At 59.0% G+C, this 23,172-nt stretch carries 24 protein-coding genes and 2 pseudogenes; 22 read left to right on the top strand and 4 right to left on the bottom strand.

The window, feature by feature from the left end; translation table 11 throughout:
* The first annotated feature begins 374 nt into the window (after positions 1-374).
* Positions 375-756, top strand: a pseudogene (locus XH92_RS37720) (Rieske (2Fe-2S) protein).
* Positions 757-765: 9 nt separating this feature from the next.
* On the opposite strand, the gene XH92_RS37715 reads toward XH92_RS37720, so the two are convergent.
* Positions 766-1,356 (bottom strand): hypothetical protein, encoded by a 591-nt coding sequence (locus XH92_RS37715; RefSeq protein ID WP_168855142.1) that lies wholly within the window; start codon positions 1,354-1,356, stop codon positions 766-768.
* Between the two features lie 272 nt (positions 1,357-1,628).
* Here XH92_RS37715 and XH92_RS37710 point away from each other — a divergent pair, with 272 nt between their 5' ends.
* The 14 genes and pseudogenes from XH92_RS37710 (at position 1,629) to XH92_RS37645 (ending at position 11,848) form a co-directional block, all read left to right on the top strand.
* Positions 1,629-1,949 carry an iron-sulfur cluster assembly accessory protein gene (locus XH92_RS37710; RefSeq protein ID WP_194456570.1) on the top strand — a complete coding sequence of 107 codons (321 nt, stop codon included), beginning with the start codon at positions 1,629-1,631 and terminating at the stop codon, positions 1,947-1,949.
* A 19-nt stretch (positions 1,950-1,968) separates the two neighbouring features.
* Positions 1,969-2,247: a hypothetical protein gene (locus tag XH92_RS37705; RefSeq protein WP_194456569.1), complete on the top strand. Its 279-nt coding sequence runs from the start codon at positions 1,969-1,971 to the stop codon at positions 2,245-2,247.
* A gap of 78 nt (positions 2,248-2,325) precedes the next feature.
* Entirely contained in the window at positions 2,326-3,459 is a 1,134-nt protein-coding gene (locus tag XH92_RS37700; RefSeq protein ID WP_246788627.1) for an aminotransferase class V-fold PLP-dependent enzyme, read from the top strand.
* Positions 3,456-3,680, top strand: coding sequence for a putative nitrogen fixation protein NifT (gene nifT, locus XH92_RS37695; protein WP_168855138.1), 225 nt, complete (start codon positions 3,456-3,458; stop codon positions 3,678-3,680). The genes XH92_RS37700 and nifT overlap by 4 nt, the downstream gene beginning before the upstream one ends.
* Entirely contained in the window at positions 3,677-4,540 is an 864-nt protein-coding gene (locus XH92_RS37690) for an SIR2 family protein (RefSeq protein ID WP_194456567.1), read from the top strand. Before nifT ends, XH92_RS37690 begins: the two co-directional genes overlap by 4 nt.
* A 396-nt stretch (positions 4,541-4,936) precedes the next feature.
* On the top strand, positions 4,937-6,439 hold the full coding sequence (gene nifB, locus XH92_RS37685) for a nitrogenase cofactor biosynthesis protein NifB (RefSeq protein ID WP_371818112.1): 1,503 nt from the start codon (positions 4,937-4,939) through the stop codon (positions 6,437-6,439).
* Positions 6,440-6,448: 9 nt separating this feature from the next.
* Positions 6,449-6,673: a 4Fe-4S binding protein gene (locus XH92_RS37680; RefSeq protein WP_194456565.1), complete on the top strand. Its 225-nt coding sequence runs from the start codon at positions 6,449-6,451 to the stop codon at positions 6,671-6,673.
* 512 nt (positions 6,674-7,185) lie between these two features.
* Positions 7,186-7,506: a nitrogen fixation protein NifZ gene (locus XH92_RS37675; RefSeq protein ID WP_194461623.1), complete on the top strand. Its 321-nt coding sequence runs from the start codon at positions 7,186-7,188 to the stop codon at positions 7,504-7,506.
* Positions 7,503-7,742: a nitrogen fixation protein NifZ gene (locus tag XH92_RS37670; protein ID WP_168855132.1), complete on the top strand. Its 240-nt coding sequence runs from the start codon at positions 7,503-7,505 to the stop codon at positions 7,740-7,742. Before XH92_RS37675 ends, XH92_RS37670 begins: the two co-directional genes overlap by 4 nt.
* 15 nt (positions 7,743-7,757) lie before the next feature.
* Positions 7,758-8,117: a DUF3024 domain-containing protein gene (locus tag XH92_RS37665; RefSeq protein ID WP_194456564.1), complete on the top strand. Its 360-nt coding sequence runs from the start codon at positions 7,758-7,760 to the stop codon at positions 8,115-8,117.
* A 33-nt stretch (positions 8,118-8,150) separates the two neighbouring features.
* Positions 8,151-8,420: pseudogene (locus tag XH92_RS37660) on the top strand (hypothetical protein).
* 44 nt (positions 8,421-8,464) lie between these two features.
* Positions 8,465-9,619 (top strand): DegT/DnrJ/EryC1/StrS aminotransferase family protein, encoded by a 1,155-nt coding sequence (locus tag XH92_RS37655; protein WP_194461622.1) that lies wholly within the window; start codon positions 8,465-8,467, stop codon positions 9,617-9,619.
* Between the two features lie 476 nt (positions 9,620-10,095).
* Positions 10,096-10,554, top strand: coding sequence for a Rieske (2Fe-2S) protein (locus XH92_RS37650; protein WP_371817879.1), 459 nt, complete (start codon positions 10,096-10,098; stop codon positions 10,552-10,554).
* A 946-nt stretch (positions 10,555-11,500) separates the two neighbouring features.
* Positions 11,501-11,848, top strand: a complete 348-nt coding sequence (locus XH92_RS37645) for a ferredoxin (protein WP_194456562.1) — start codon at positions 11,501-11,503, stop codon at positions 11,846-11,848.
* A gap of 544 nt (positions 11,849-12,392) precedes the next feature.
* Here the strand turns inward: XH92_RS37645 and XH92_RS37640 are convergent.
* Both XH92_RS37640 and XH92_RS37635 read right to left on the bottom strand, forming a co-directional pair.
* A complete protein-coding gene (locus tag XH92_RS37640; protein WP_194456561.1) occupies positions 12,393-13,136 on the bottom strand; it encodes an OmpW family outer membrane protein in 744 nt (247 codons plus the stop codon).
* A gap of 454 nt (positions 13,137-13,590) precedes the next feature.
* Entirely contained in the window at positions 13,591-14,004 is a 414-nt protein-coding gene (locus tag XH92_RS37635; RefSeq protein WP_194456560.1) for an ArsC/Spx/MgsR family protein, read from the bottom strand.
* 794 nt (positions 14,005-14,798) lie between these two features.
* Between XH92_RS37635 and nifH the strand changes: the two genes are divergently transcribed.
* The 7 genes from nifH to XH92_RS37600 all read left to right on the top strand — a co-directional run bounded on the left by nifH (position 14,799) and on the right by XH92_RS37600 (position 22,381).
* Positions 14,799-15,683, top strand: a complete 885-nt coding sequence (gene nifH / locus XH92_RS37630; RefSeq protein WP_026192307.1) for a nitrogenase iron protein — start codon at positions 14,799-14,801, stop codon at positions 15,681-15,683.
* A gap of 138 nt (positions 15,684-15,821) precedes the next feature.
* The gene (locus XH92_RS37625; RefSeq protein WP_246788626.1) at positions 15,822-16,535 is read left to right on the top strand and encodes a nitrogen fixation protein NifQ; all 714 of its coding nucleotides are present in this window, start codon (positions 15,822-15,824) and stop codon (positions 16,533-16,535) included.
* Between the two features lie 377 nt (positions 16,536-16,912).
* Positions 16,913-18,100, top strand: coding sequence for a homocitrate synthase (nifV, locus tag XH92_RS37620; protein WP_194456559.1), 1,188 nt, complete (start codon positions 16,913-16,915; stop codon positions 18,098-18,100).
* A 192-nt stretch (positions 18,101-18,292) separates the two neighbouring features.
* Complete coding sequence (gene nifW, locus XH92_RS37615) at positions 18,293-18,634, top strand: nitrogenase stabilizing/protective protein NifW (protein ID WP_194456558.1); 342 nt, start codon at positions 18,293-18,295, stop codon at positions 18,632-18,634.
* Between the two features lie 983 nt (positions 18,635-19,617).
* Positions 19,618-20,724 carry an electron transfer flavoprotein subunit alpha/FixB family protein gene (locus tag XH92_RS37610; RefSeq protein WP_194456557.1) on the top strand — a complete coding sequence of 369 codons (1,107 nt, stop codon included), beginning with the start codon at positions 19,618-19,620 and terminating at the stop codon, positions 20,722-20,724.
* Positions 20,725-20,737: 13 nt separating this feature from the next.
* Positions 20,738-22,045 (top strand): FAD-dependent oxidoreductase, encoded by a 1,308-nt coding sequence (locus XH92_RS37605; RefSeq protein ID WP_194456556.1) that lies wholly within the window; start codon positions 20,738-20,740, stop codon positions 22,043-22,045.
* Positions 22,046-22,084: 39 nt separating this feature from the next.
* On the top strand, positions 22,085-22,381 hold the full coding sequence (locus tag XH92_RS37600; RefSeq protein ID WP_194456555.1) for a ferredoxin family protein: 297 nt from the start codon (positions 22,085-22,087) through the stop codon (positions 22,379-22,381).
* A 238-nt stretch (positions 22,382-22,619) separates the two neighbouring features.
* Here XH92_RS37600 and XH92_RS37595 read toward each other — a convergent pair whose 3' ends face one another.
* Positions 22,620-23,168, bottom strand: coding sequence for a carboxymuconolactone decarboxylase family protein (locus XH92_RS37595; RefSeq protein ID WP_194456554.1), 549 nt, complete (start codon positions 23,166-23,168; stop codon positions 22,620-22,622).
* Positions 23,169-23,172: the final 4 nt, after the last annotated feature.

The raw sequence follows: 23,172 nt of genomic DNA, 5'->3' as shown, positions 1-23,172 counted from the left end.
CGCGCATGCACGGGAACGTCGCCGTGTATCCGAAGATCGACGGTACAGAGAGACGGTGTTCCGCCCCTCGTCGAAGACACGCCAAAGTGACGGCCACGCCAATCCGCAGGTCTGGTTTGTTCGGCTGACCAGAACGGCATTGCCGCTCTGTGAGCGACAGCTTGGCGGTTTCCATCAAGTGATCGGAAAAGCTGATGGGCGAAAGCGAAAGCGACGCGGCCGGCCGCACCTGCGCCAATGAGTTGTGCTCGCTGTCGAGCTTGCTCGCTTGGAGTGCCACAAAGCTGAGCCGGTTGGGCGCTCCTACCGGGTCTTGCCTAATTGACGTACAGCGATAACGAGGCACGCCTCGCAATCAACGAGCAGTCAATGCCATCTATGCGATTTGCGGCTTCGACGACATTCCAAGCCGACGGGCGAGGGGATTTGACCTTATGGTCGTCGATGACGAGGGCAATCAACGGCCGTGGTCCATCGTTGTGATCCGATGGGGTAAGAAAGTGCTTGGCTATGTTAACAAATGCCCGCACAACAGCGTCAAACTGGATGTGGAGCGAAACGAGTTCTTCGATCCATATGGCGTCCGACTGATGTGCGGCAAGCACGGAGCGACCTTTGAACTGAGCCACCGGGCGGTGCGTCGAAGGTCCATGTAAGGGGGGAGCGCTTACGCCGATCGCGTTGACAGTTCTGGACGGCGAAATCTGCGTCGTCGGCGTGCGTCTTGTCGAAGACGACGCTCCCTCCGATGAATGAAGCCTGCGCTCAGACCGGCCGATTTTCGTTCCGATTCTTCACGGGTTCCATCCTCTTCAGTCCATCTTCGTACGAGATCTCGTCACAGGACAGATTTAGAGTCTTTGCCGCATCGAGCAGGTAATCCAGCTTGCCACCGGAATCGAGCTTCTTGATGTCGTCCTTGTTGATCCCGACCAGGTCCATCATTTCCTTCCAAACTGTAGACTCGTCGCATGGGAGGACGTGGAAAGTAGCGTTGCCAAGCTTGACCCGGTATTTCGCCAGCAGATCTATGTTGTTGCAGAACATGAAGTAGCTGCCGTCGGGGCTTAATGCGCCGTCCAGCACGCCTGCAACGTCGGCAAGGTACGCAAAGGAATGCAGATAGCCGGCTAGCACCGGAATGGTTCGCTCTCCGTCCTGCGCGATCGTCAAGACTTGTTCGATCGAATAGTCCGGCGGCCGCTTCTCGTCCGCGACCTGGGTTTGGAATTTCAGTGCGACGTCGCCGCGAAAGCCGAACCGGCCAGGTTTAATGGTCCCGCCTTTGAATACGGCATTGAGCAGCCGTCCCTCCTTCTCAAGTCTGCCGAGTGCGGTGTTCTCGATTGCGGTCATCAAAGTTGTCCTCGATCTAAGCGTTTCACCGACGCTCTGGCCGGTGCGAGATGCAATGCAAATTGCTTGCCGTCCATGGGCAGCGGTCCGCGGCGTAGCTTGGAAGGAAAACCGTAAATCGGCTCCGACTAGCTCAAGCAGCTTTGTCGGTAATTCGACACGAGTTCCAAAGCAAACAGGCACGATCCGAAAAGGCAAGCATCATCAAACTCCTGAGCGCTGGCACATGACTTGCCATGAGCAGGCAGTCCTAAGCAGATGAAGGATTAGCCATGATCAACCTGACGGACAGTGCGGTGAACGCGGTCAAGAGTGCGATTTCATCATCGAGGCAGCCAGCTAGTGGCCTGCGCATTATGGTCGAGGCAGGCGGCTGCAACGGGTTCAAATACACGATGGGTCTGGCCGAGGAACCGAAGCCCGACGACAAAGTGATTGAGTGCGGCGACCTGAGGGTGTTTGTCGACGACAAGAGCCATCAACATCTGGTCGGAACAACCATCGACTTCGTGATGGCGCTGGAGAGCCCAGGCTTCACCTTTCACAACCCGAACGCCACCTCGAGCTGCTCCTGCGGAAAATCGTTCAGCTGATATGGAAGAGAGATCAAGCATGCTGGCCGAATCAGAGCAACTCAGGCAATTGCAGGCCGCCGTGAACGGCCGAAAACCGCGCATTCGCGCCGTACTCGAGGAGATCCGACCCATTCTGCAACGGGGTGACGGCAGTCGAGTGATCCGGATCGGTGGCAGCAGGAACATGGTCAGCGTTGGTGGCAGCGCATTCTGCAAGCTCTCGAGCGGGGTGCTGGAAGGCATTCAGGCGTGGCTTGTCGAGAGGCTCGGGGAATTCGTCCGCTTCGTCCCGGCTGCTGCCGTAGCCAAGGCATGAGATTGAGCGGGGGATCAGGTGCAGATTTATCTCGATAACAACGCGACGACGCGGACCGATCCGTCCGTCGTGCAAGCCATGTTGCCCTTCTTCACCGAGCGATTCGGCAACGCGTCGTCCAGCCACGCCTTTGGCGGCGAGGCCGCAACCGCGCTGAAGCAGGCGCGCCGTAGCTTGCAGGATCTGTTGGGGAATGCCGACGATCATGAGATCGTTTTTACCTCAGGTGGGACCGAGGCAAATAATGCTGCCATCCTCTCGGCGCTGGCGAGCCAGGAAGGCCGTGACGAGATCGTTACCACCTCGGTTGAGCACTCCGCGATCCTTTCGCTGGTCGAGCAATTGGCGCCGAAAGGCGTCAAGATACATATCATACCGGTAGATTCCCGCGGCCGGCTCGACATCGAGGCGTTTCGCTGCGCGCTCGGGCCCCGCACGGCGATCGTCTCGACTATGTGGGCCAATAACGAGACCGGTACGATTTTTCCCGTGGAGTTTCTGGCCGGGTTGACCCGTGAGGCAGGCGCGCTGTTTCACACCGATGCGGTCCAGGCCGTCGGTAAGGAACGCGTCGACCTGAAGGACAGTGCGATCGACATGCTGTCGCTTTCGGCGCACAAGCTGCATGGCCCAAAAGGGATTGGCGCGCTCTATCTGCGCAAAGGGACAAAATTCCGCCCGCTGATCTGGGGTGGATCGCAGGAACGTCGGCGCCGCGGCGGTACTGAGAATGTCCCCGGCATCGTTGGTCTTGGAAAAGCTGCGGAACTGGCGGTCGAGCGGCTTGAGCCGGAGCGTGTTCGCATTGGCGCGTTGCGCGACCGCCTGGAGCAGGGGATTTTGCACAGCGGCGAGTGCGCGGTGCTCGGCGATGCTAGCAATCGGCTAACGAACACGGCCAATATCGCGTTCGATGATCTCGAAAGCGAAGCAATCGTCCATCATCTCAATCGTGCGGGCATTGCAGTGTCGCTGGGGGCAGCCTGCAAGTCCGGCTCAATGGAGCCATCGCATGTTCTGCGCGCCATGCGGGTGCCGGAGCGGAGTATGCGCGGCGCGGTGCGCTTTTCTCTGTCGCGTGAAACCTCTGTTGCGGAGGTCGATGAGGTCGTGTGCGTACTATCCGACATCGTGGCTCGCCTGCGCGCCAATTTGCGGGGATCGGCCGGTCAGCCCAGCCATGCGCTGCAGTCGAGGGAGTTGAGCTCGTGAAGATCATGATCCGCCGCGCTCGGGACGCGGGCCTATCGATCTACGTGCCGAAAAAGGATCTTGAAGAGCCGATCGTGGAATCCGAGCACGAGACGCTATGGGGCGGCTGGATCAAAATTGCCAATGGCTGGGTGCTCGATTTGCCGCAGATGGCGAGCGATACGCGCTTGCCGGTAACAATCAACGCCAAGAAACGAGGCGAAGACGGTGACGATCCGTGAATGCGCCCGTGCAGATCGATTTTGTCAATGCGACCGATGCTAAGGCCATTCTCGCGGACGTCGCTGCCGGGCTGAGGGCCGCGAGCATTGTTCCCTATATCGGTCCTGGCCTTGCCGAACTGTCCAGACCCGATGTGCCGACGACACCCGAGGCGTTATCTGCTTTCTTCGCCAGCAAGGTTGCGCTGCCGCGGCGGGCCAAGGGCAATGCATGGGCCGCGGCGCAGCACATCGAAATCAGCAAACATCGCTCCACCGTGACGGCATTGATGGCGCAGGCCTTCGCTCGGCCGGTCGAGCCGACCGCCTTGCACGATCATCTTGCGTCTCTTTCGCTGCCCATCATAGTCGACATATGGTATGATGGCGCGATGCGCCGGGCGTTGGATAAGCGCGATGGGTGGGGCGAAGTGCAGGGTATCACCCGTGCCAGCATTGGCGAGAATCGTTGGTATCGCTTTTATGACTCGATTGGCCAAGAGGTCGACGGTGTCGTGGCGGACAGCTGGACGACGGTGCTGTACAAGCCGCATGGCGGTGTGCAGCCGGCAAAGAACTTCCTGATCTCCCACGCTGACTATGTCGAGGCGCTGACCGAAATCGACATCCAGACACCGATTCCGGACATCATCAAGGAAAGGCGGATCGGACAGAGCTTTCTCTTCATCGGCTGTCGGTTCAACGACCAGCTGTTGCGTAGCTATGCCCGGCAAATCATCAAGCGTTCAGCCAAAACCCACTATGCGATCGTTGATCTGGATGCGCTCTCACGCAATGAGCTCCGCTTTCTGCGCGAGCAGGGCCTGACGCCGCTTGCGATTGGATTGCCTCGCGCAGTCGAGATACTGCTCACCCATTAGTGCGTTGCGAAGCCGGATCGCCAGCTCGCATCGGCCTATTGTCAGATGCCGCATCGCATCAGGGCCAACGGAGAAGGAGCCGGGATCGCGCATGCTTGGAGTTTGAATGAATGCAGCGCCGTGGAGCTCGGCGGCAGAAATACGACGTACTTGTTGCCTTTCAAACATGCGCATCGTTGCTGTTCTTGCATCCGTTGACGTTGCTGTTCCAGCTAACCGTTTGGCGCATGGCTGCAATTGCGTCGACTCTACCATGGCATGTGAGTTGCTACTGCTCTTGCTGAGGCTCTCGGGGCTGGTCCTGGGAAGCCGATGATTGCCTGCAGGGAGACATGGGAGATGAATGCGGTCGTCGGGCGCGGAAAATGTGCCAAAGCTGCGGTAGGTGCCAGCAAGATGGTGCAGCCGGCCGCCGAGCATAAAGGCTGCCGCACCTCGTCCAACTCCGGGCAGGCGAGTTGCGGCTCGCGGGTAGGGCAAGGCGATCTGCCGACCGAGATCTGGGAAAAAGTGAAGAATCATCCCTGCTACAGCGAAGAGGCGCATCATCATTACGCCCGCATGCACGTCGCAGTAGCGCCAGCCTGCAACATCCAGTGCAACTACTGCAACCGCAAATACGACTGCGCCAACGAATCACGTCCGGGCGTGGTGAGCGAGAAGCTCACGCCGGAGCAGGCGGTAAAGAAAGCGCTTGCGGTCGCGGCCACTATTCCCCAGATGACCGTGCTTGGCATCGCCGGTCCCGGCGATCCGCTGGCCAATCCTGAAAAGACGTTCAAGACGTTCGAACTCGTCGCCAAAGCGGCTCCGGACATCAAGCTGTGTCTATCAACCAATGGGCTGAGCCTGCCAGATTATGTTGACGTCATCGCCAAGTCCAAGATTGACCATGTCACGATCACCATCAACATGATCGATCCCGAAATCGGCGCCAAGATCTATCCTTGGATCTTCTTCAACCACAGGCGCCACACCGGCCTCGACGCGGCAAGGGTACTTGCCGACCGCCAGCTGCAGGGCCTGGAGATGCTTAGCGAACGGGGCATCCTGTGTAAGGTCAACTCTGTGATGATCCCGCATATCAACGACGATCACTTGGTTGAAGTGAACAAGGCGGTGAAGTCGCGCGGCGCCTTCCTCCACAATATCATGCCGCTAATCTCCGCGCCCGAGTACGGTACAGTGTTTGGCCTCCACGGTCAGCGCGGTCCGACAGCGCAGGAATTGAAGGCGTTGCAAGATGCTTGCGAAGGGGAGATGAACATGATGCGTCACTGCCGTCAGTGCCGTGCCGATGCTGTGGGTCTGCTCGGAGAAGATCGCAGCGCAGAGTTTACGACCGACCAAGTCATGAAGATGGACGTCAAATACGACCTCGAGATGCGCAAGGCTTACCAAGACCGGGTAGAGGATGAGCGTGCTGCCAAGGCCGCGGCCAGCAAAGAAGAGCTCGGGGAATTGGCCGGAGAGGTGAGCGAGATCACGCTTCTGGTGGCAGTCGCAACCAAAGGCTCCGGCCTGATCAACGAGCACTTTGGACATGCGAGGGAATTCCAAGTCTACGAACTTTCCACATCCGGCACAAAATTTGTCGGCCACCGCCGCGTGGACGTCTACTGCCAAGGCGGTTATGGCGAGGAGGATCGGCTTTCGACCATTATCCGCGGCATCAATGACTGCCATGCGGTGTTCGTAGCCAAAATCGGAGGAAGCCCGAAAAGCAATCTGATCAAGGCTGGAATCGAGCCGGTTGATCAATACGCGCATGAGTTCATCGAGAAGTCGGCGATCTCCTGGTTCCGGTCCTATCTCGATCGGGTGAAAAGCGGTGAGATCCAGCACGCGAAGCGCGGTGACGCGTCGCTTCGGCAGGGAGCCCTGATCTCTGCGGCGTAGGGAGGTTATGTGCCATTCAAGATCATTGCCTCGCAGTGTACGAGCTGCTCAGCCTGCGAACCCTTGTGCCCGAACGTTGCAATCTCTGAGAAGGCGGGGAGCTTCGTCATTGAACCGGCAAAATGTACCGAATGCATCGGCTATTTCGGCGAGCCGCAATGTGTCGCCGCCTGTCCGGTCGACAATACCTGCGTCGTTGACACATCCTTGGCACGCTACCAGGCGCCAGCCTAAAGAACGGATTGCCGCCGCTTGATGATGCGAACCGTGCCCAGGAATGCGCCCATGCGCTTGCTCCTGCGACTGCGAAACGAGCCCGATCGCAGCCTCGCCGTCTGGCCCGGATCTTCGCTTGATGCGAGGGAATGACGCCGATGCGCGCCGGCCAGGACAATGAAGTTGATCGCGCCGTTGCGCGCCGCATCGCGCCGCAGCTGTTCGACCGATTGTTGAGCGATGCGGAGGTCGAGTGCCGCCGTATGCTGGCAAGGGTTGTTCACAATGAGTGGGCGTTAGCCATGGTGAACGACCCGAACGCCCCCGTGCGGTTCGAGAATATGCAGGGACTGTTGCCGAGGGTGCTAACTGCACCGCAGCGCGGTCTTGACCGGCATGTCCGCCTTGAAATGGCGTGCGGCATTGCCGCTGGTGAATCGCCAGATGTCTTCGAAAATGAGGCCAAATCGATGCAGGGCTCGCTTGCGCTGGTACGGCAGCGGCCCTGCATGTCCATGAGGGAGCGCTGCATGAATAAAATCGTTCGCGATAGCGACGTCGTCGAGCTCAGCGGGCCGCCTGTCTTCAGCTTTAGCGAAAAGGTGCGTGCCAATCGCACAATCCGTAATGATGGCACCTTTCGCGGCAAAGAGATTGGCGAGGTTTTGGTCAGGAAGGGAGAGGTGGGTTACGTCGTTTCGATCGGAACGTTCCTGCAGCAATTCTACATCTACGGCGTCGAGTTTGTCGAACGTGGCTACCGCGTTGGCATGAAGCGCAAGGAGCTTGAGCCGGTGGACGCGTGCGAGGAGATCGATGATTTGCCATTGCCGGAAGAGGCTGTGTCATGACTGAGGGCCGCTTTCCGAAATATCGGCGGGGCCAACGCGTTAGAGCGGCGGTCGACCTCATCAACGATGGCTCTTTTCCCAATACGGAACCCGACGGGATCGTGCTTGGCGCCGGAGCAACCGGCGAGATCGTCAGAGTCGCTATCCATACCGAAGCTGACGTGCCGATCTATACTGTCGATTTTGGTGTGCAACGGCTCATTGGCTGTTTTGAAGAAGAAATCACGGTGCTCTGAAGGGGGGCTTTCGCGATGACTGCCGCGCTGATGAGGAAGGTAAAGACCGGGTTGGTTCCTCACCCAAACGAGCTCGATCGCAAGCGAATCGAGCGCGGCTTGAGCTCGCGCAGGCGCTATCTCTATGTCTCGCCGAACGTGACGCCAGTGAGGGGTGGCTATCTGGTCGAGAGTCCCTGTTGCTCGCGCAATATCGACCAGGATGGTGGTCTCATTGATGTCGCGCTGATTCTTTACGACACCGTCAGTGGGATCTGGAAGCTGTTTTGCAAGAACCACGCGCAAGGGATCTGGGAATTTTACAGCCTTTACCACCGCTTGACTTCAGCAATCGATGAGTTGAACGCGGATCCGGAGCGCCTGTTCTGGCAATGACGACCACCTTAGGAGAGTACTAGAGGAGCCACGATGGCGCTTACTGCGGAGGAATTGATTGAAATCGAACGGCTGCTTGCTGTCGACGGCGCGGACACGGGCCCGCTTGTCGAGCTGCGGCGCCGCTTTCCGCAGCTTGCATGCGTTCGCTGCGATGCGTCGGATGTGACGGATTAGCCGTTTCGGCGGTTTCCTCGTTTCGACCTGCATTTGCTCGACGAGTCGGATCACTGCGTGCAGATTACGGCCGATCCGAAGCGCGCGACCGGCATCGTGTTGGCAAGAAGGAATGTTGCGCGGTGAGCGGGATTGAACTGGCAGCGCATCGGCTTGATGGTGCGGACAGAATGGAGCCAAATACGTCCTTCATTCCATTGTCCGATCCCGATATCACCTTCGCCGAGCTCTCCGCCGTGGAAACGATTCTGTGCTCGCCGCAGATCTCCAATGGGTGGGTCACTGAGGCGTTCGAGCACGCTTTTGCAGCCTATCTTGGCCGCAAATATGCCGTTGCGGTCTCGAGCGGCACCATTGGGCTCCTGCTTGCGCTCAAGGCGGTCGGCATCGGGCCAGGGCAGGAAGTCATCGCTTCGCCCTATTCCCTCCGCGAGACGGTCCATGCGATCGGTCTTGCAGGCGCACGGACGGTATTTGCCGACATCGACTATTGGTCGGGAACATTGGTCCCAGATAAAGCTGAAGAGCGCATCACGGCCCACACGCGGGCGATTGTCGCCGGCAATCCCAACGGCCATCCCGCGCCGTGGTCGGAACTGAGGGCGATCGCGCAGCGCCACCATCTGGCGCTTCTAGAGGATTCCACCGAAGCAATCGGATCGCGCTACAAGGGCGAGCTCGTCGGCCGGTTTGGCGACCTGGCGGTCTTCGACTTTGCCCAGCCCTTGGCCCTGAGTTGTGGCGAAGGCGCAATGGTGGTAACGGACGATATCGACATCGCGGTCGGCTTGCGTCGCTATCGCGCCCACCGCCTGGACGAACGCTCCTCCGTGATCGTCGGTGCCGCAGCACCATACCAAGCCGGCATGAGTGATCTCACGGCAGCCTTAGGGCTGGCGCAGCTCAAGCGTCTCGATGAAATCCTTGAGCGTCGTCGGCTGGTGGAGCTGCTCTACAACGCGCATATGCAATCATTTGAGGGCATCAAGCCGCCTTATGTTGGTCCCCATGTGACCGAGGTGAATTGGCTGCTCTATCTCGTCCATCTCGGAACACGCTTCACTCGATCCGGTCGCGATGCCATCGTCGATGATCTGCGCGTCGCCCAAATTGAAGCCGTCGCTTATAGCCATCCGCTGCACTTGCAACGCCACTACTTCGAACTCGGCTATCGACGTGGCGATTTCCTGGTTGCCGAAAAGATCGCCGATCGCGCCCTGGCGCTGCCGTTTCACACCCATCTCACGAACGACAAGATCCAGTTCATTGTCGAGGCCGTGAAAGATGCCTCGATCAACGTGGGCGCAGGGGCAGCGATCTACTGAGATGCGCGTCATCCACCACATCGAAGGACGACGATTGAATGGCGATGATCCTACTTTGCGACGTCGCGCGAGATAAGCGGGGCGACCAGGGTGGCCGTGAGCACGGAGAAGACCTGCTCGAAAGTAGCGAGGCGCGGTCTCCAAGCCGCGGCTGGAGGCCACGCAAGCTGTCGGAAACGGAGCACGTCACAACAGAGATCCTCAGTTTCGGCTCGGGTCTTTAAGGTCGGCCAAATAGGGGTTGCCATGACTTCTCAACAGGTCATCATTCACGTCCGCTTCGCTCCAAACGGGAGAGTGATCCAAATCAGCGAGCGCCCGGCGAAGCTCACGCCAAACCAATGGTTTGATGTCCTCAATACCCGTGCCGGCTCGACCTATCGGCCGCTCGCTCGTGGCCGCGGCGTTTTTCGGCTGGCCCGGGCTTCAGTCGAAGCTTTCAAGCAGGAAACTGCGCGGCCTGGGTGAGCAAAGGGATGATCGGCCCGATGTCTGATCAGATCGAGGTGTTCGCCGTCTGTCCGGCCGATGCCATCGAGCGGTGTGGCGCCATGGCCTTTAGCCTGTCGCAGGTAGACGACAGCGGAGAGAGCCGGCCGTTTCCAATTGTTGTGGTTCGCACTTTTGGCGACGACTATCTAGGGTACGTCAATCGTTGTCCGCATGACAGCTTATGGCTCAACATCGGCTCCGGCGAGTTCTTCTCCTCCGATCGCTCCTTTCTCAGATGCGCACGGCACGGTGCGAGATTTGAGATCGACACTGGGCTGCGCATCGATGGTCCCTGCACTGGACAAACGCTTGAACCGGTCGCACTCGCCGTCATCGAAGGTGACGTCTGCCTGTGTGGCATCAAGCTACTTGAGGATGATGGGTTTTCCGCCCCGTTCGAGGATAGCGACGAAACCATGGACATAACGATCCATCCCGATTAACGGGCGTCTCACTTGGCCGTTGCTCAAGTTGTCTCCGGCGCGTTGTCGCCGAATAATGCCATCGTACCAATGAGTGCTGGTGCGGACGCGCGTCAATGCTTTTGAAGTTGAGAGGCGAACAGACGAACCTCGTGCGACCGCGACCTTCGCGGCACCTAGGAGATGCTTTGGCGCTAGCGCACCCAAAATCGAGCCAGCAGGCCATTGCCGCCGCGGGATACGATGTCTTTGAGAAGGAAATGCCCTCGGCGGTTACGCCGAGGGCACCGTCTGGGCTGGTTGAAATGGGGGGACCCAGACTGACAGGACCGTTTGGTCTGGAGGAATGACGATCCTGTATCGCAATTCTTGGACGACCGCCGAGGCGGGCGTAGCAATTGCAATGCCAAGCTTTCGTTCATGCGATGCCCTTAGCGAGTGCCGCACCATAGTCAGCCGATGGCGGCGGCCAAGGTCGAATGCACGAACGGGCGCGTTGGCGTGGTCCGGCTATTGTGCGTGCGAACTGTGCGCAACGCGAAATGCTGAAGCGGGAGCGTATCAAACGCGATGTGCCATATGTCACGCATGGAACAAGGGAGGGCGACAATGTTGCAACCTCGGCATAATTGTCAGTCGCGCCGGAGCAGCGAATGAGATCGCTGACGAAATGAGCGCGACGCAACTGGTGCGGAACTTGCTTGGAGAAAGTTGGATCGTTGCGTAAGTAATGCGGAGGCAGACACCGCGAGGTTGAAACTGATCAAGGAGGATATTCTAGATGTCGAGTATCGCTGATCGTCAGCGATCATGATCGGCATGCCGCCCGCTTTCGCAAGCTGGAGTGGGAATTAGTAGGATCAATTGGTCGATGCGGCGTTCGACTGAGGAGCAGGTTGTTCGGGCGGATGCGCTCGGATCTTGTCTCTTTTCAGATGATGGAGGCCGTTGATTTCAGGATAGGCGCATGAATGCAGAAACCGAATTCGAGCTTCCTCAACTTTATAGGCATCACGTCTTTGCCTGCAACACGCAGCGTCCGCCGAGTCATCCGCACGGCAGTTGCGGCGCTTCTGGGGCGCAGGCCCTCTGTGATCGGATGGGCAAGGCGGTCGAAGCGCAAGGCCTCACTGACGTCGGCTTCACGGTGACGGGCTGCCTTGGCTTTTGTAACTCCGGTCCTTTGATCGTCGTCTATCCAGACGGAATCTGGTATCGCGCCACCACGCCTGAGGATGTTGATGAAATCGTAGACTCTCATCTCAAGCAGGGAAAACGTGTCGATCGCCTCGTGATGGTGCTGAGGCGAAGCTAAAGGCGTCGCTCGCCCTTTGTATCAAACATCGCTGGCCTATCCGTCCAATAGCTGGCATCTCGGAACGTTCGACGATGATCGGGTGCCCTAACGCTTCCAGTACGTGCCTAACACGGGACTGCTTACTTGTCGCTATGGCTTTGGTTTCAAGAACATGCGCTAAAGGTAAGCCTTGATCGGATTCTACCCATGATGGGGGGCCGATGAGCCCTGAGCCCAACTCTCTTGCAAGTGCGGTCGTTCTCACACAGGGGACGACCGCCTTGAATTCTCAGCTCCGATAAGCAGGCGGTCGTTTCTGCTAATGCCGGGAAACACGAGCAGGAGCCCTATTGATCGCTAGTGGCTCGATTTGCTTTTTTTCCACCCCTTACCGACACATCCGTGACGCACAGCGACAGCAATGCTGGGAATGGCTCCTGGTCACCGGCGAGACGATGCGTCTTTACACATCATCTCGCTCGCGTTTGTACTGTATTATGACGGAGAGACGCGTCCGGCGACCCGGCGCGGCCGGGAAGTTCACTGAAGCGTGTTTCCAGCCTCAGAACTTGTAGGTGATGCCACCGCTGACGAGCCATGGGTCGATATTGGCGCGGCCGGTGACGGCAATCGCATTGTTCACGGTCGCCGAATAATCCGGCCGCAACCACAACTTCTTCACGTCGAAGTTGAGGCCCCAATGGTGGTCAAGCATATAATCGAAGCCGAATTGGACCGCGGCGCCGAACTGGTTGGCGATTTGCAAATCCGTCACGGCAAGGCCGGTGAGCGACGTATTGGCAGCCGATTGGTTGAAGAATGCGGTGTAGTTGATGCCCGCGCCGATGTAAGGCTTGAGCGGGCCAAAATCGGTGAAGTGATATTGCAGAGTCAGCGTTGGCGGCAACAGCCAAGCCTTGCCGATATCTAGTCCATTCAGCGTACCTGTGCCGCTGATGTGATGGCGGCTCACACCGAGAATGAGTTCGGCGGCAACGTTTCTTGTGAAGAAATAGGTGATATCGAGCTCCGGTACCGCTTGGTCGCTGATCGATATCCCGGAAGCGGGCGAGGATAGCGGCGGCGCTCCGGCGACATTGACGGAGCTGCCTGCGGTATCCGGTAAGACGCCAAGAACGCGCAGGCGGATCATCCACGGATTGAAGGGTTCGATTGGGGGGGCTTTGTAGTAGATAGGGGCCTGCGCCAGGTCGGCGGCTTGAACCGACATGCTGGCCAACGAGCTCGCGAGCGCGAGCAGCGATGTCGTCGTCAGAATTGTTTTTATCCTCATCGAATTCTCCATTCCAAAGTCCGCGCGAAGAGTCGCGCGAGATCTCTGTCACACATGGGAGACGGCGATTGATTTGATGCTGATCAAAATGGCAGCGCACGTAGCGCAATTATGCAGTCACGTTGCATAAGGATCACGCCGCGAAGCTCCGTGGTTCTGTCCGGATCGTTTATTCAGTTCAATGTTCTGTCTTTGCCGAATCTAACCGTGTCTCGGCTCAAAGCTCTGATCAAATCCAGGCTGCAGGAATCTTGTGCGACAAGCGCGATCGAATTGCGGTGGTTTCCCGCACCGCAGGCGACGAACATGTCTTACTCAAACCGAGCAATCTGAGCGCCGTTGGTTACGAAGAACCACGCACGTCGGCGTTCTCGCCGAACATGTCGTCGGCCATCCTGACAAAGCCGGTACGGGAGGATCGTTGTTCGCATTGGTTGGCGGCGCAGTCGTATGATCGATCGTGTCCTCACATCTGCGGACAGTGCGTGCCCTGTTGTTCGTAGGAGCATCCCTCGAGGTCATCTTGCGTGTCCCGGCCAAGCAACGACAGCACGGCTTTATGATCGAATCCGGCGCATCTTGCGCCATCGACGTCGATCAGCGGACGTCTGATCAGGAGCGGATCTGCCAGCATCAACGCGATTGCACTCGCTGCGTCGATTGCGTCAGGATTAACGTCGCCTGACTTGACACGAGGCGCGGCTCGGTTGAACCAGGATGCGATCGGCGTCTTGCCGAAGAAGTGTCGCAATTCCTCCGCAGCCCACGGCTCCTTCAATATATTCTTGGCTATCACGTCATGGCCGGCGGCCTTCAGCGCCAGCATCTGACGTGCATTGGTGACGCAGCCGGGCTTTTGATAAAAGAGGATTGTCGCCATGGTATGCCTATGTGGGTACGCTGAGCTGAACGATCGGCGGCGGTTCCGCTATGTCGGAGAGCGCATTTGACGCTCGTGCAAACGATCACACATAAGCGGCTTGAGCACCGTGCCGTGTTTGCGCCCGCCTTGACGCCTTCGTTGGACCACTAACTCATCAACGAGAATTGGCCTTTCATGTTTCGCAAACGAAGCGCGGGGCAGGGCCCTAGTCTCGATCCGAGGCACCCTTGTGAGGCGCTTCTTGCTGCCTTTGAGCTCAGGCGCGTCGTTACGACCAGTTGGATCAATCAGTAGGTTAGCCGCAAAATTGACCTCGCTTCATCGACCGCGAACTCCATCGCCGGCCACGTACCTTAGAGATGCCAACCTCGACCTGCATCTCGCTCTGCCCAGATTGCCGACCACCGGCTTGCAGGAAGAGGAGCAAGTCCCGTTCCAGTTGAGAGCATTGGACCTGCTCAGCCAAGCTGGCGTTTTCCAGCATGATGGGTAGGGCCGGTGTTCGTTTTCTGACAGCCGAGCGGATCCTGTCCGGTGCAAAACACTCTGGGGTTATTCAACGGCTCGTTGGCTTTTTAGAATGCAATCAGAAGCTTAATGAGCGCGGACAGTGTTGGCATGGCGGTTGCTATTAAGCGGCAGCAACACTGAGTGAGGGCTGAGTGCACGCCGACGCGTAAGGCGAGCGATGCGCTCCTTCCCTTGAACCCGTGTGCCCCGTTTCTGAGAGAGAAACAGGCTCGCGTGTAGGAAGCGCGCAACTTTTGGCAAATCGGTTGATGGAGAACAACATGTCTTCACTGAGACAAATCGCGTTCTACGGAAAGGGCGGCATCGGCAAGTCGACCACTTCCCAGAATACGTTGGCGGCACTGGCCGAGATGGGTCAGAAAATCCTGATCGTGGGATGCGATCCTAAGGCGGATTCGACCCGCCTGATCCTGCACGCCAAGGCGCAGGATACGATTTTGAGCCTTGCAGCGAGCGCCGGCAGCGTGGAGGACCTCGAACTCGAGGACGTGATGAAGGTCGGCTACAAGGACATCCGCTGCGTGGAGTCCGGCGGTCCTGAGCCGGGTGTCGGCTGCGCCGGCCGCGGCGTCATCACCTCGATCAATTTCCTGGAGGAAAACGGCGCCTATGAGGACATTGACTATGTGTCCTACGACGTGCTCGGCGACGTCGTTTGTGGTGGCTTTGCGATGCCAATCCGGGAAAACAAGGCGCAGGAGATCTATATCGTCATGTCCGGAGAAATGATGGCAATGTATGCCGCGAACAATATCTCCAAAGGCATCCTGAAATACGCCAATTCTGGCGGCGTGCGACTGGGCGGCCTGATCTGCAACGAGCGGCAGACCGACAAAGAGCTGGAACTGGCGGAGGCGCTGGCCAAGAAGCTGGGCACTCAGCTGATCTACTTTGTGCCGCGCGACAATGTGGTGCAGCATGCCGAGCTGCGCCGCATGACGGTGCTGGAGTATGCGCCCGAGTCGAAGCAGGCCGATCACTATCGCAATCTTGCGACCAAGGTTCACAACAATGGCGGCAAAGGCATCATTCCGACCCCGATCTCCATGGACGAGCTCGAGGACATGCTGATGGAGCATGGCATAATGAAGCCCGTCGACGAATCCATCGTCGGCAAGACCGCCGCCGAGCTCGCGGCCTCTTAAGGTCGCGGGTCGTGGCCTTGTGAGGCGTGCGACGGATGCCGGTCTCCCTCACCCCCCAATCCGGGGAGACCGGCATTCTGACGATCACCCGGCCAGCTAGAATGGGACGGGGCCAACGTGACCGCTGACAAGGGATTCATGGTCGAAGCGAACTTCCATCCGTTTAGGGCTGCTTGCGCCGACGCGGGCAACGAGGTGCAAAGAGGAATTGCGACCTACCGAGCGCTCACTGGTGTGCCCCCTGAAGAGGCCGACATTGCGACCGACAGCAATTTCGATTGCCATGTCCTGGCGTCGATTCTGGCGGCCGCCTCGATGGATGGTGGTGCGCTTCCCGAGAGAGCTGGCCTGTCCGGCCACGAGCTGGCGGCCCTGCTGGACCACCATTTTCCATCGGTCGGGGTCAAGGTTTCGGAGCAGCTTCTGGCTTTCAAGTGCGATGAGAACGACGAAATCGCAATGGTGCGCGATCTCTTGCTCAAGCAACGCTCAACGGAAGGGCGTATCGGGAGTTGGCTGGCCGCAATGATTGCACGCCGCGCCATAGAGCCAAACCACTTGTGGGAAGATCTCGGATTACGCAATCGTGGCGAACTCTCTCGGCTGCTAAGCCGCCACTTCGCGCCGCTCGCCGCGCGCAATAATAACAATATGCGCTGGAAGCGCTTCTTCTACCGCGCGCTGTGCGAGGACGAAGGCCTCGTCATGTGCACGACGCCCGTTTGCACGCAATGTAACGAGTTCAATCTCTGCTTCGGCGAAGAAAGCGGCGAGAGCCGGATGGCAGAACGCCGGCGCGACGTTCTGTTGCGGACGGCTCGCCCGGTCATCAGCGTCGACTGGCCCGTTTAAGCTGTTGCAAGGCTCGATCGCCCAAGTCAGCCAGAACCCGCGCGCGCTTTAGCGAGTTCAGCAGGAGCTGGAGGGCGCGGCTAACGCCGTTTCGATGCGCACGCGACCATGGATCTAAGCGGTGCGGGCCACAAATACTCCGCGACATTCGCGCCCTGCCGGCGTGTCGCAACCGCGTTAACATTCGAGCTCGGCGTTGCGAGAGGCAGGATGAGCCGTCCGCTTCATAAGCCTGTCGCGTTTGCGACAATCCATTTGCGAAGGCAAGCTAGCCGCTGAAGGAAGCGTATTGTTTTCAACGGTTAACAAGGATGGCGGGCTGGCATGGGGGTTGCTGAAGCGCCTGGGGGTCAAAAGCAATGAGGAGCCCTTTCGTGATGGCCGCTACCAAGACCGCCAAGCCGGCTTGGCCCGAGCAGGCGAGCGCCAAGCCGACCGTGCTCAACGACACGACGTTGCGCGACGGCGAGCAGGCGCCTGGCGTTGCGTTCACCACAGAGGAAAAGCTGGCGATCGCGCAGGCGTTGGCGCGGGCCGGCGTGACGGAGATCGAGGCGGGAACGCCCGCTATGGGCAACGAGGAGATCATCGCCATCCGCGCAATCGTCGAAGCAGAGCTTCCGCTCACCACCATAGGCTGGTGCCGGATGCGCGAGGCCGACATCGACGCGGCGATCGAAGCGAAGGTGTCCATGGTCAATGTGTCGATCCCTAGTTCCGATGTTCAGATCGTGGCCAAGCTTGGCGGTCGTCGCGACCTGGCGCTGGAACAAGTGAAGCGAGTGGTGGGTTACGCACGTGAGCGGGGACTTGAGGTTGCCGTCGGCGGCGAGGACTCCTCCCGCGCCGACATCGACTTTCTCATCAGACTGATAGCCGCGGCAAAAACGGCGGGAGCGCGTCGCTTTCGTATTGCCGATACGCTCAGTGTGCTCGACCCGGACACAACCTCCGCGTTGGTCAGAAATTTGCGGGCCACCACGGATCTCGAACTTGAGTTTCATGGTCACGACGATCTCGGCCTCGCAACCGCCAACACGCTCTCCGCCATCAAGGCCGGCGCGAGCCACGCCTCGGTAACCGTTATCGGCCTCGGCGAACGGGCTGGAAATGCACCGCTTGAGGAAGTCGCGGTCGCGCTCAAGCAGCTCTACAGGCACGAGACCGGCATCATACTGCCGGAGCTCGAGAGCGTCGCCGCGGTGGTTGCAGCCGCAGCCGCACGTGCGATTCCTCTGAACAAAGCCATCGTCGGAAAGCATGTTTTTACGCATGAATCGGGCATTCACGTGGATGGCCTTTTGAAGGATCAACGTACCTACCAGTCGCTTGATCCGGTTCTGCTTGGACGCCGCAACAGTTTTGTGATCGGCAAGCATTCCGGGCTCTCGGCGATCACCGCGTTACTCAATGAATTACAGCTCGCCGCCACCGCCGACCAAGCCAGACAGATCCTGACGCAAGTCCGCAAGCATGCCATAGAGCACAAGGTGCCGGTCGAGCGCGAAACAGTAGCGGCGATCTGGCGCGATGTGTGCGGATACTTGTTGCCCCACCCCGCCTGAAGAGTCGTGCCCAGCGAGGTCTGGACAGGCCATTCGAAAACCAAGCGCCGCGAGGACGGTATTGGGCATCGTTAATCGGCGGCCACGACGGCCTGCCTCAGCATGGTCGCGCGAGGTTGGCTGCAGCAGGATCACCAGGCGATGCCGCGTTGTCGCCAACCGTCCACGTGCCAATTCAAAGGGGAGTCTTCGATGAGTAACTCGCACCCAGCGGCCGGTATCCTGGATCGGCTCAACAAAGCCTCGTCTGCGGAAGAGTTTTTTTCACTGCTAGGCGTCGAGTACGACCACCGAATCGTCAATGTCGCGCGCCTTCACATCCTAAAGCGCATGGGACAATATCTTGCCAAGGAGCAATTCGCTGGTGCCGCAGAGCCGGACATCAGAGCTCGTTGCAAAGCGATGCTGGAGCAGGCCTATGCCGACTTCGCGGCATCGTCGCCAATCGACCAGCGGGTGTTCAAGGTTTTGAAGGATGCCGTCGCAGACCATGACAAGCCGATGGCCTTTGTCCCATTGAGCGAGCTGAAGTGATCTCGCGCTCCCGAGGTTTGTCACCAAGTGTGGCGTGGTGATGATTCCTCGTGCAGCCTTCGTCTTCTTCCGGATCAACTCTCCGCAGCCATGGCTCGCGCGGCGCTGTCGTATTTCCGACCATGTCCGGAGTGGTCGTGTCCTGGGGATTAGCAGCCCTTCCAAGTGTCCCCTAAGTCATTGCGTTCGCGTGATCTTCCTTGATTTTTGCAACTGGTACGACACTTGCTGTTGTCGGGTCGATCCGGTCATCGATGCAGACAAATGGTAGCCAATGAGATTTGAAGGAAGACCTTTCACGTTTCGTCTACTGCCGGCCGAGTTGTGCGGCATCATCTCGTGGCTCACGCTCGCGCAGTGGCACCTCAAATGGCTTTTGACGCGATTGAGACTGCCATCGAGCCCGCGATGGGAGGCAATGGGTAACTCGCCCGTCAGCGCCACACCTGGGAAACGTATGCACATCATCGTCCGAATCAGGCGGGTGCCCATTTGCGCGCAGATCCACAGCCACCTCAGAGCCGCTAGCAACATGCGCCAGGAAGAGAGGCAAACGTCCCCTGCGAGTCAGCGGCGCTGGCGGCCGAGCGCTCATCGCATGAAACTGCGGTGGCAAGATCGGCCGGGTCGTCACGGCCGATGCGGAACGCTAGGCCGAAAGCAAGGTGCAGCTATTGCGCAGCAAGCGGACCGGCGCACTCAGCCATGGAGAGGGTCAATTAGAGCGACCGCAGCGGCCAGGCGGCCCCGCTGGCGCTTGTCGAATAGCGCGCGCAAGAAACCTGTCTTGGGGCCATCTCGGAACTTGGCCCGCCCGATACGTTCACCCCGTGCGACTCCTCTCGTTGCGCGGTCGGGCCGCGCCGAGCAAGCGGAACCACCGAGCAGCAAGCCATCTGCTGGTCAAAAGTGATCTCCAGCCAGCCGAAGTAGCAACCAATCCTGTGGCGCGGGCGCGCGTATTTTTGAGGGAAATCTAAAGCATGAGCAATGTCACCAAAACGGCCGCGCCGGCGGCCGGCCGCGCGGCGGCCAAAAAGGAACTACCGGAGCACTTCAAGGCCTACAAGCATGTCTGGGTTTTCGTCGAGCAGGAGCGTGGCCAGGTGCATCCGGTTTCCTGGGAGCTTATGGGAGCGGGGCGCAGGCTTGCCGACAGGCTGAAGGTGAATCTCGCCGCGGTCGTTATCGGTCCGGAGGGGCAGCCGACGCGCAACGCCGCGCTGGAGTCATTTTGCTATGGCGCCGATCTGGCCTACCTCGTGAGCGACAATGTATTGTCGGATTACCGCAACGAATCATACACCAAAGCGCTAACCGAACTCGTCAACACCTACAAGCCTGAGATCCTGTTGTTAGGCGCGACGACACTCGGTCGCGATCTTGCAGGTTCGGTGGCGACCACCTTGTCGACGGGACTCACAGCCGACTGTACTGCGCTCGACGTCGACGCCGACGGTTCGCTTGCGGCGACGCGTCCGACCTTTGGCGGCTCGCTGCTGTGCACGATTTATACCCTGAACTATCGTCCACAGATGGCAACCGTCCGCCCGCGCGTCATGCCGATGCCGGAGCGCGTCGTACGCGATGCCGCTCGTATCATCATCCATCCGCTTGGCCTTGTTGAAGACGATATCGTCACGAAGGTGCTGACGTTCATTCCCGACCGCGATTCCGAAACGTCAAATCTGGCCTATGCCGATGTCGTAGTCGCCGGCGGCTTAGGACTGGGATCGCCCGAGAATTTTCGGCTGGTGCGCGAGCTAGCAACTCTGCTTGGTGCCGAGTATGGCTGCTCGCGTCCTCTGGTGCAGAAGGGATGGGTGACGTCTGACCGGCAGATCGGCCAGACCGGCAAGACTATTCGGCCAAAGCTCTATATTGCGGCCGGCATTTCCGGCGCGATCCAGCACAGGGTCGGCGTGGAGGGGGCGGACCTGATCGTCGCCATCAATACCGACAAAAACGCGCCGATCTTCGACTTCGCCCATGTCGCGATCGTCAGCGATGCCATGCAATTGCTCCCGTCGCTGACGGCCGCATTTCGCGCCCGGCTTTTGCCGGATTCGCGCGCCCGGCTCGCGGTCTAGAGGAGATGCTGTGATGATCGAAGAGAGGTTCGATGCGATCGTGGTCGGAGCCGGTATGGCCGGAAACGCAGCGGCGTTGACCATGGCCAAGCGCGGCATGAAGGTGCTACAGCTGGAGCGAGGCGAATATCCGGGATCGAAGAATGTCCAGGGCGCAATTCTCTATGCTGACATGATGGAAAAGCTGGTCCCCGAGTTTCGCGAGGAGGCGCCGCTCGAGCGCCATCTGGTGGAACAGCGGTTCTGGATGATGGACGATCGCTCCCATGTCGGCATGCACTACCGCTCGGATGACTTCAACGAGGAGCGGCCGAACAGATACACGATCATACGCGCGCAGTTTGACAAATGGTTCTCCTCGAAGGTGCGGGAGGCCGGCGCGACCGTGCTGTGCGAGACGACAGTCACCGAGCTCGTACGGGACGACCGTGAGAGGATCGTCGGTGTTCGTACAGATCGCCGCGACGGCGAAATACGCGCCGACGTCGTCGTGCTGGCCGAGGGTGTCAATGGCTTGCTCGGGACGCGCGCGGGCCTGCGGTCGCGGCCGAAACCCGATAATGTGGCACTCGCGGTGAAGGAAATGCACTTTTTGCCTCGCGAGACTATCGAGGCGCGTTTCAATCTCAAGGGCGACGAAGGCGTTGTGATCGAGGCGGCCGGTACCATTTCCCGCGGCATGACCGGAATGGGTTTCATCTATGCCAACAAGGAGTGCATTTCGCTCGGCATCGGCTGTCTCGTCGCTGATTTCCAGCGCACCGCCCAGACGCCCTACGGTATGCTCGATCATTTCAAGCAGCATCCGTCCGTGGCGCCACTCATCGCAGGTTCCGAAGTCAAGGAATATGCGGCGCATCTCATTCCTGAAGGCGGCTACAAGGCAATCCCGCAGCTCTACGGCGAGGGCTGGGTGGTGGTGGGGGATGCGGCACAGCTCAACAATGCCATTCATCGCGAAGGTTCCAATCTTGCGATGACCTCAGGCCGCATCGCGGCAGAAGCGATCGCGAAGGTAAAATCGCGCCGCGAGCCGATGACCGCGACAAATCTGTCGCTCTACAAGAAGATGCTGGACGAGTCCTTTGTCATCAAAGATCTCAAGAAGTACAAGGACATGCCGATGCTGATGCACACCTATTCGCAAAACTTCTTTCTTACCTATCCGCAGCTTATTTCCAAGGCGCTGCAAAACTTTGTACGTGTCGATGGTACGCCGAAGGTTGAGAAGGAGAAGGCGACCTTGAAATCCTTCGTCAAGGCGCGGTCATGGACAGGTCTGTTCGCCGATGCGTGTCGTTTTACCCGGGCCTGGCGCTGACCGGCGACAGTGTGAAGTCCAGCTATGAAAGATCAAAGCATGAATGTCGAGCCCACGGTGCGCGTCGAAGACAAGCTGTACTACAACCGCTATCTTGTGGACGTCGGTCGCCCTCACGTCACGGTGCGCGCGCACACGACGCCGTCGCCACAGCTACTTGCGCTTTTGAACGCCTGTCCCGCGCGATGCTACGAACTCAACGACAACGGCCAAGTTGAGGTAACCGTCGACGGCTGCATTGAGTGCGGCACCTGCCGTGTGATCGCCGAACCCACCGGTGACATCAAGTGGAGTTATCCGCGCGGCGGTTACGGCGTGCTGTTCAAGTTTGGGTGAAGTGCAACGAAGAGCCGCGGTGTGATTGCCATGAGACGGCGAATTTTGCCGCCTTTGGGGCATGGGGCATTCTGGTTCATCTGCACTGCAGATGAAATTCGAACGAGCCGCGCAGCCGTGGGGGACGCCCCGCAAGGCACAGCTTGAGGATGTTACACTCGCTCTGGACCGGCGAAGGGTTGGTTGTGGCACCATTGAGTGGTGCCACAAACGGCGTCGATCCGACGGCGAAGGAAACTCAGCCCATCGCCTTGGCGGGGGCAGGACCGGCGGCCTCGATCGCAACCGCCACGGATTGCACAATCGCAGCAAAGCGCACGGCAGTCTGGATCACTCCGGAACTGACGCCCTCAGCCCGCAGCGTCTTCTCGTGAGCGTCGACACAGGCACCGCAGCCGTTTATGGCCGAGACCGCCAGCGACCACAGCTCGAAATCGGACTTATCCACGCCGGGATTGCCGATCACGTTCATGCGCAGCCGTGGCGGCATGGTCTTATATTCCGGGTTGGATACGAGATGAACGAATCGGTAGTAGACGTTGTTCATCGCCATCACAGTGGCTGCAGATTTCGCTGCGGCGATCGCCGCAGGCGTCATCACGGCGGCGGCTGCCGCTTCGATCGCGGTAATCAACGCTGCATTGCGAGTGGCAATCGCGCTCGCCAGCAGCAGGCCGTATTGTCGCTGCGGCGGCAGCGTATCATCGGCCAGCAAGGACGCCAGGTTAAGCCTGACGTCCTTGGCGAAATTGGGAATCGTCTCATTCAACTGCTCAATCGACGACATGCCG

This window comes from Bradyrhizobium sp. CCBAU 53421 (assembly GCF_015291625.1).
Taxonomy (GTDB): Bacteria; Pseudomonadota; Alphaproteobacteria; order Rhizobiales; family Xanthobacteraceae; genus Bradyrhizobium.
Note: the sequence above shows the minus strand (reverse complement) of the source record. Positions and strands in the feature narration are given on the sequence as shown.

What these genes read in the sequence shown, in the direction of transcription:
- XH92_RS37715 (WP_168855142.1), bottom strand. Translation starts at nt 1,356, where the DNA reads ATGACCGCAATCGAGAACACCGCACTCGGCAGACTTGAGAAGGAGGGA.
- XH92_RS37710 (WP_194456570.1), top strand. Translation starts at nt 1,629, where the DNA reads ATGATCAACCTGACGGACAGTGCGGTGAACGCGGTCAAGAGTGCGATT.
- XH92_RS37705 (WP_194456569.1), top strand. Translation starts at nt 1,969, where the DNA reads ATGCTGGCCGAATCAGAGCAACTCAGGCAATTGCAGGCCGCCGTGAAC.
- XH92_RS37700 (WP_246788627.1), top strand. Translation starts at nt 2,326, where the DNA reads ATGTTGCCCTTCTTCACCGAGCGATTCGGCAACGCGTCGTCCAGCCAC.
- nifB (WP_371818112.1), top strand. Translation starts at nt 4,937, where the DNA reads ATGGTGCAGCCGGCCGCCGAGCATAAAGGCTGCCGCACCTCGTCCAAC.
- XH92_RS37675 (WP_194461623.1), top strand. Translation starts at nt 7,186, where the DNA reads ATGAATAAAATCGTTCGCGATAGCGACGTCGTCGAGCTCAGCGGGCCG.
- XH92_RS37670 (WP_168855132.1), top strand. Translation starts at nt 7,503, where the DNA reads ATGACTGAGGGCCGCTTTCCGAAATATCGGCGGGGCCAACGCGTTAGA.
- XH92_RS37665 (WP_194456564.1), top strand. Translation starts at nt 7,758, where the DNA reads ATGACTGCCGCGCTGATGAGGAAGGTAAAGACCGGGTTGGTTCCTCAC.
- XH92_RS37655 (WP_194461622.1), top strand. Translation starts at nt 8,465, where the DNA reads ATGGAGCCAAATACGTCCTTCATTCCATTGTCCGATCCCGATATCACC.
- XH92_RS37650 (WP_371817879.1), top strand. Translation starts at nt 10,096, where the DNA reads ATGATCGGCCCGATGTCTGATCAGATCGAGGTGTTCGCCGTCTGTCCG.
- XH92_RS37645 (WP_194456562.1), top strand. Translation starts at nt 11,501, where the DNA reads ATGAATGCAGAAACCGAATTCGAGCTTCCTCAACTTTATAGGCATCAC.
- XH92_RS37640 (WP_194456561.1), bottom strand. Translation starts at nt 13,136, where the DNA reads ATGGAGAATTCGATGAGGATAAAAACAATTCTGACGACGACATCGCTG.
- XH92_RS37635 (WP_194456560.1), bottom strand. Translation starts at nt 14,004, where the DNA reads ATGGCGACAATCCTCTTTTATCAAAAGCCCGGCTGCGTCACCAATGCA.
- nifH (WP_026192307.1), top strand. Translation starts at nt 14,799, where the DNA reads ATGTCTTCACTGAGACAAATCGCGTTCTACGGAAAGGGCGGCATCGGC.
- XH92_RS37625 (WP_246788626.1), top strand. Translation starts at nt 15,822, where the DNA reads ATGGTCGAAGCGAACTTCCATCCGTTTAGGGCTGCTTGCGCCGACGCG.
- nifV (WP_194456559.1), top strand. Translation starts at nt 16,913, where the DNA reads ATGGCCGCTACCAAGACCGCCAAGCCGGCTTGGCCCGAGCAGGCGAGC.
- nifW (WP_194456558.1), top strand. Translation starts at nt 18,293, where the DNA reads ATGAGTAACTCGCACCCAGCGGCCGGTATCCTGGATCGGCTCAACAAA.
- XH92_RS37610 (WP_194456557.1), top strand. Translation starts at nt 19,618, where the DNA reads ATGAGCAATGTCACCAAAACGGCCGCGCCGGCGGCCGGCCGCGCGGCG.
- XH92_RS37605 (WP_194456556.1), top strand. Translation starts at nt 20,738, where the DNA reads ATGATCGAAGAGAGGTTCGATGCGATCGTGGTCGGAGCCGGTATGGCC.
- XH92_RS37600 (WP_194456555.1), top strand. Translation starts at nt 22,085, where the DNA reads ATGAATGTCGAGCCCACGGTGCGCGTCGAAGACAAGCTGTACTACAAC.
- XH92_RS37595 (WP_194456554.1), bottom strand. Translation starts at nt 23,168, where the DNA reads ATGTCGTCGATTGAGCAGTTGAATGAGACGATTCCCAATTTCGCCAAG.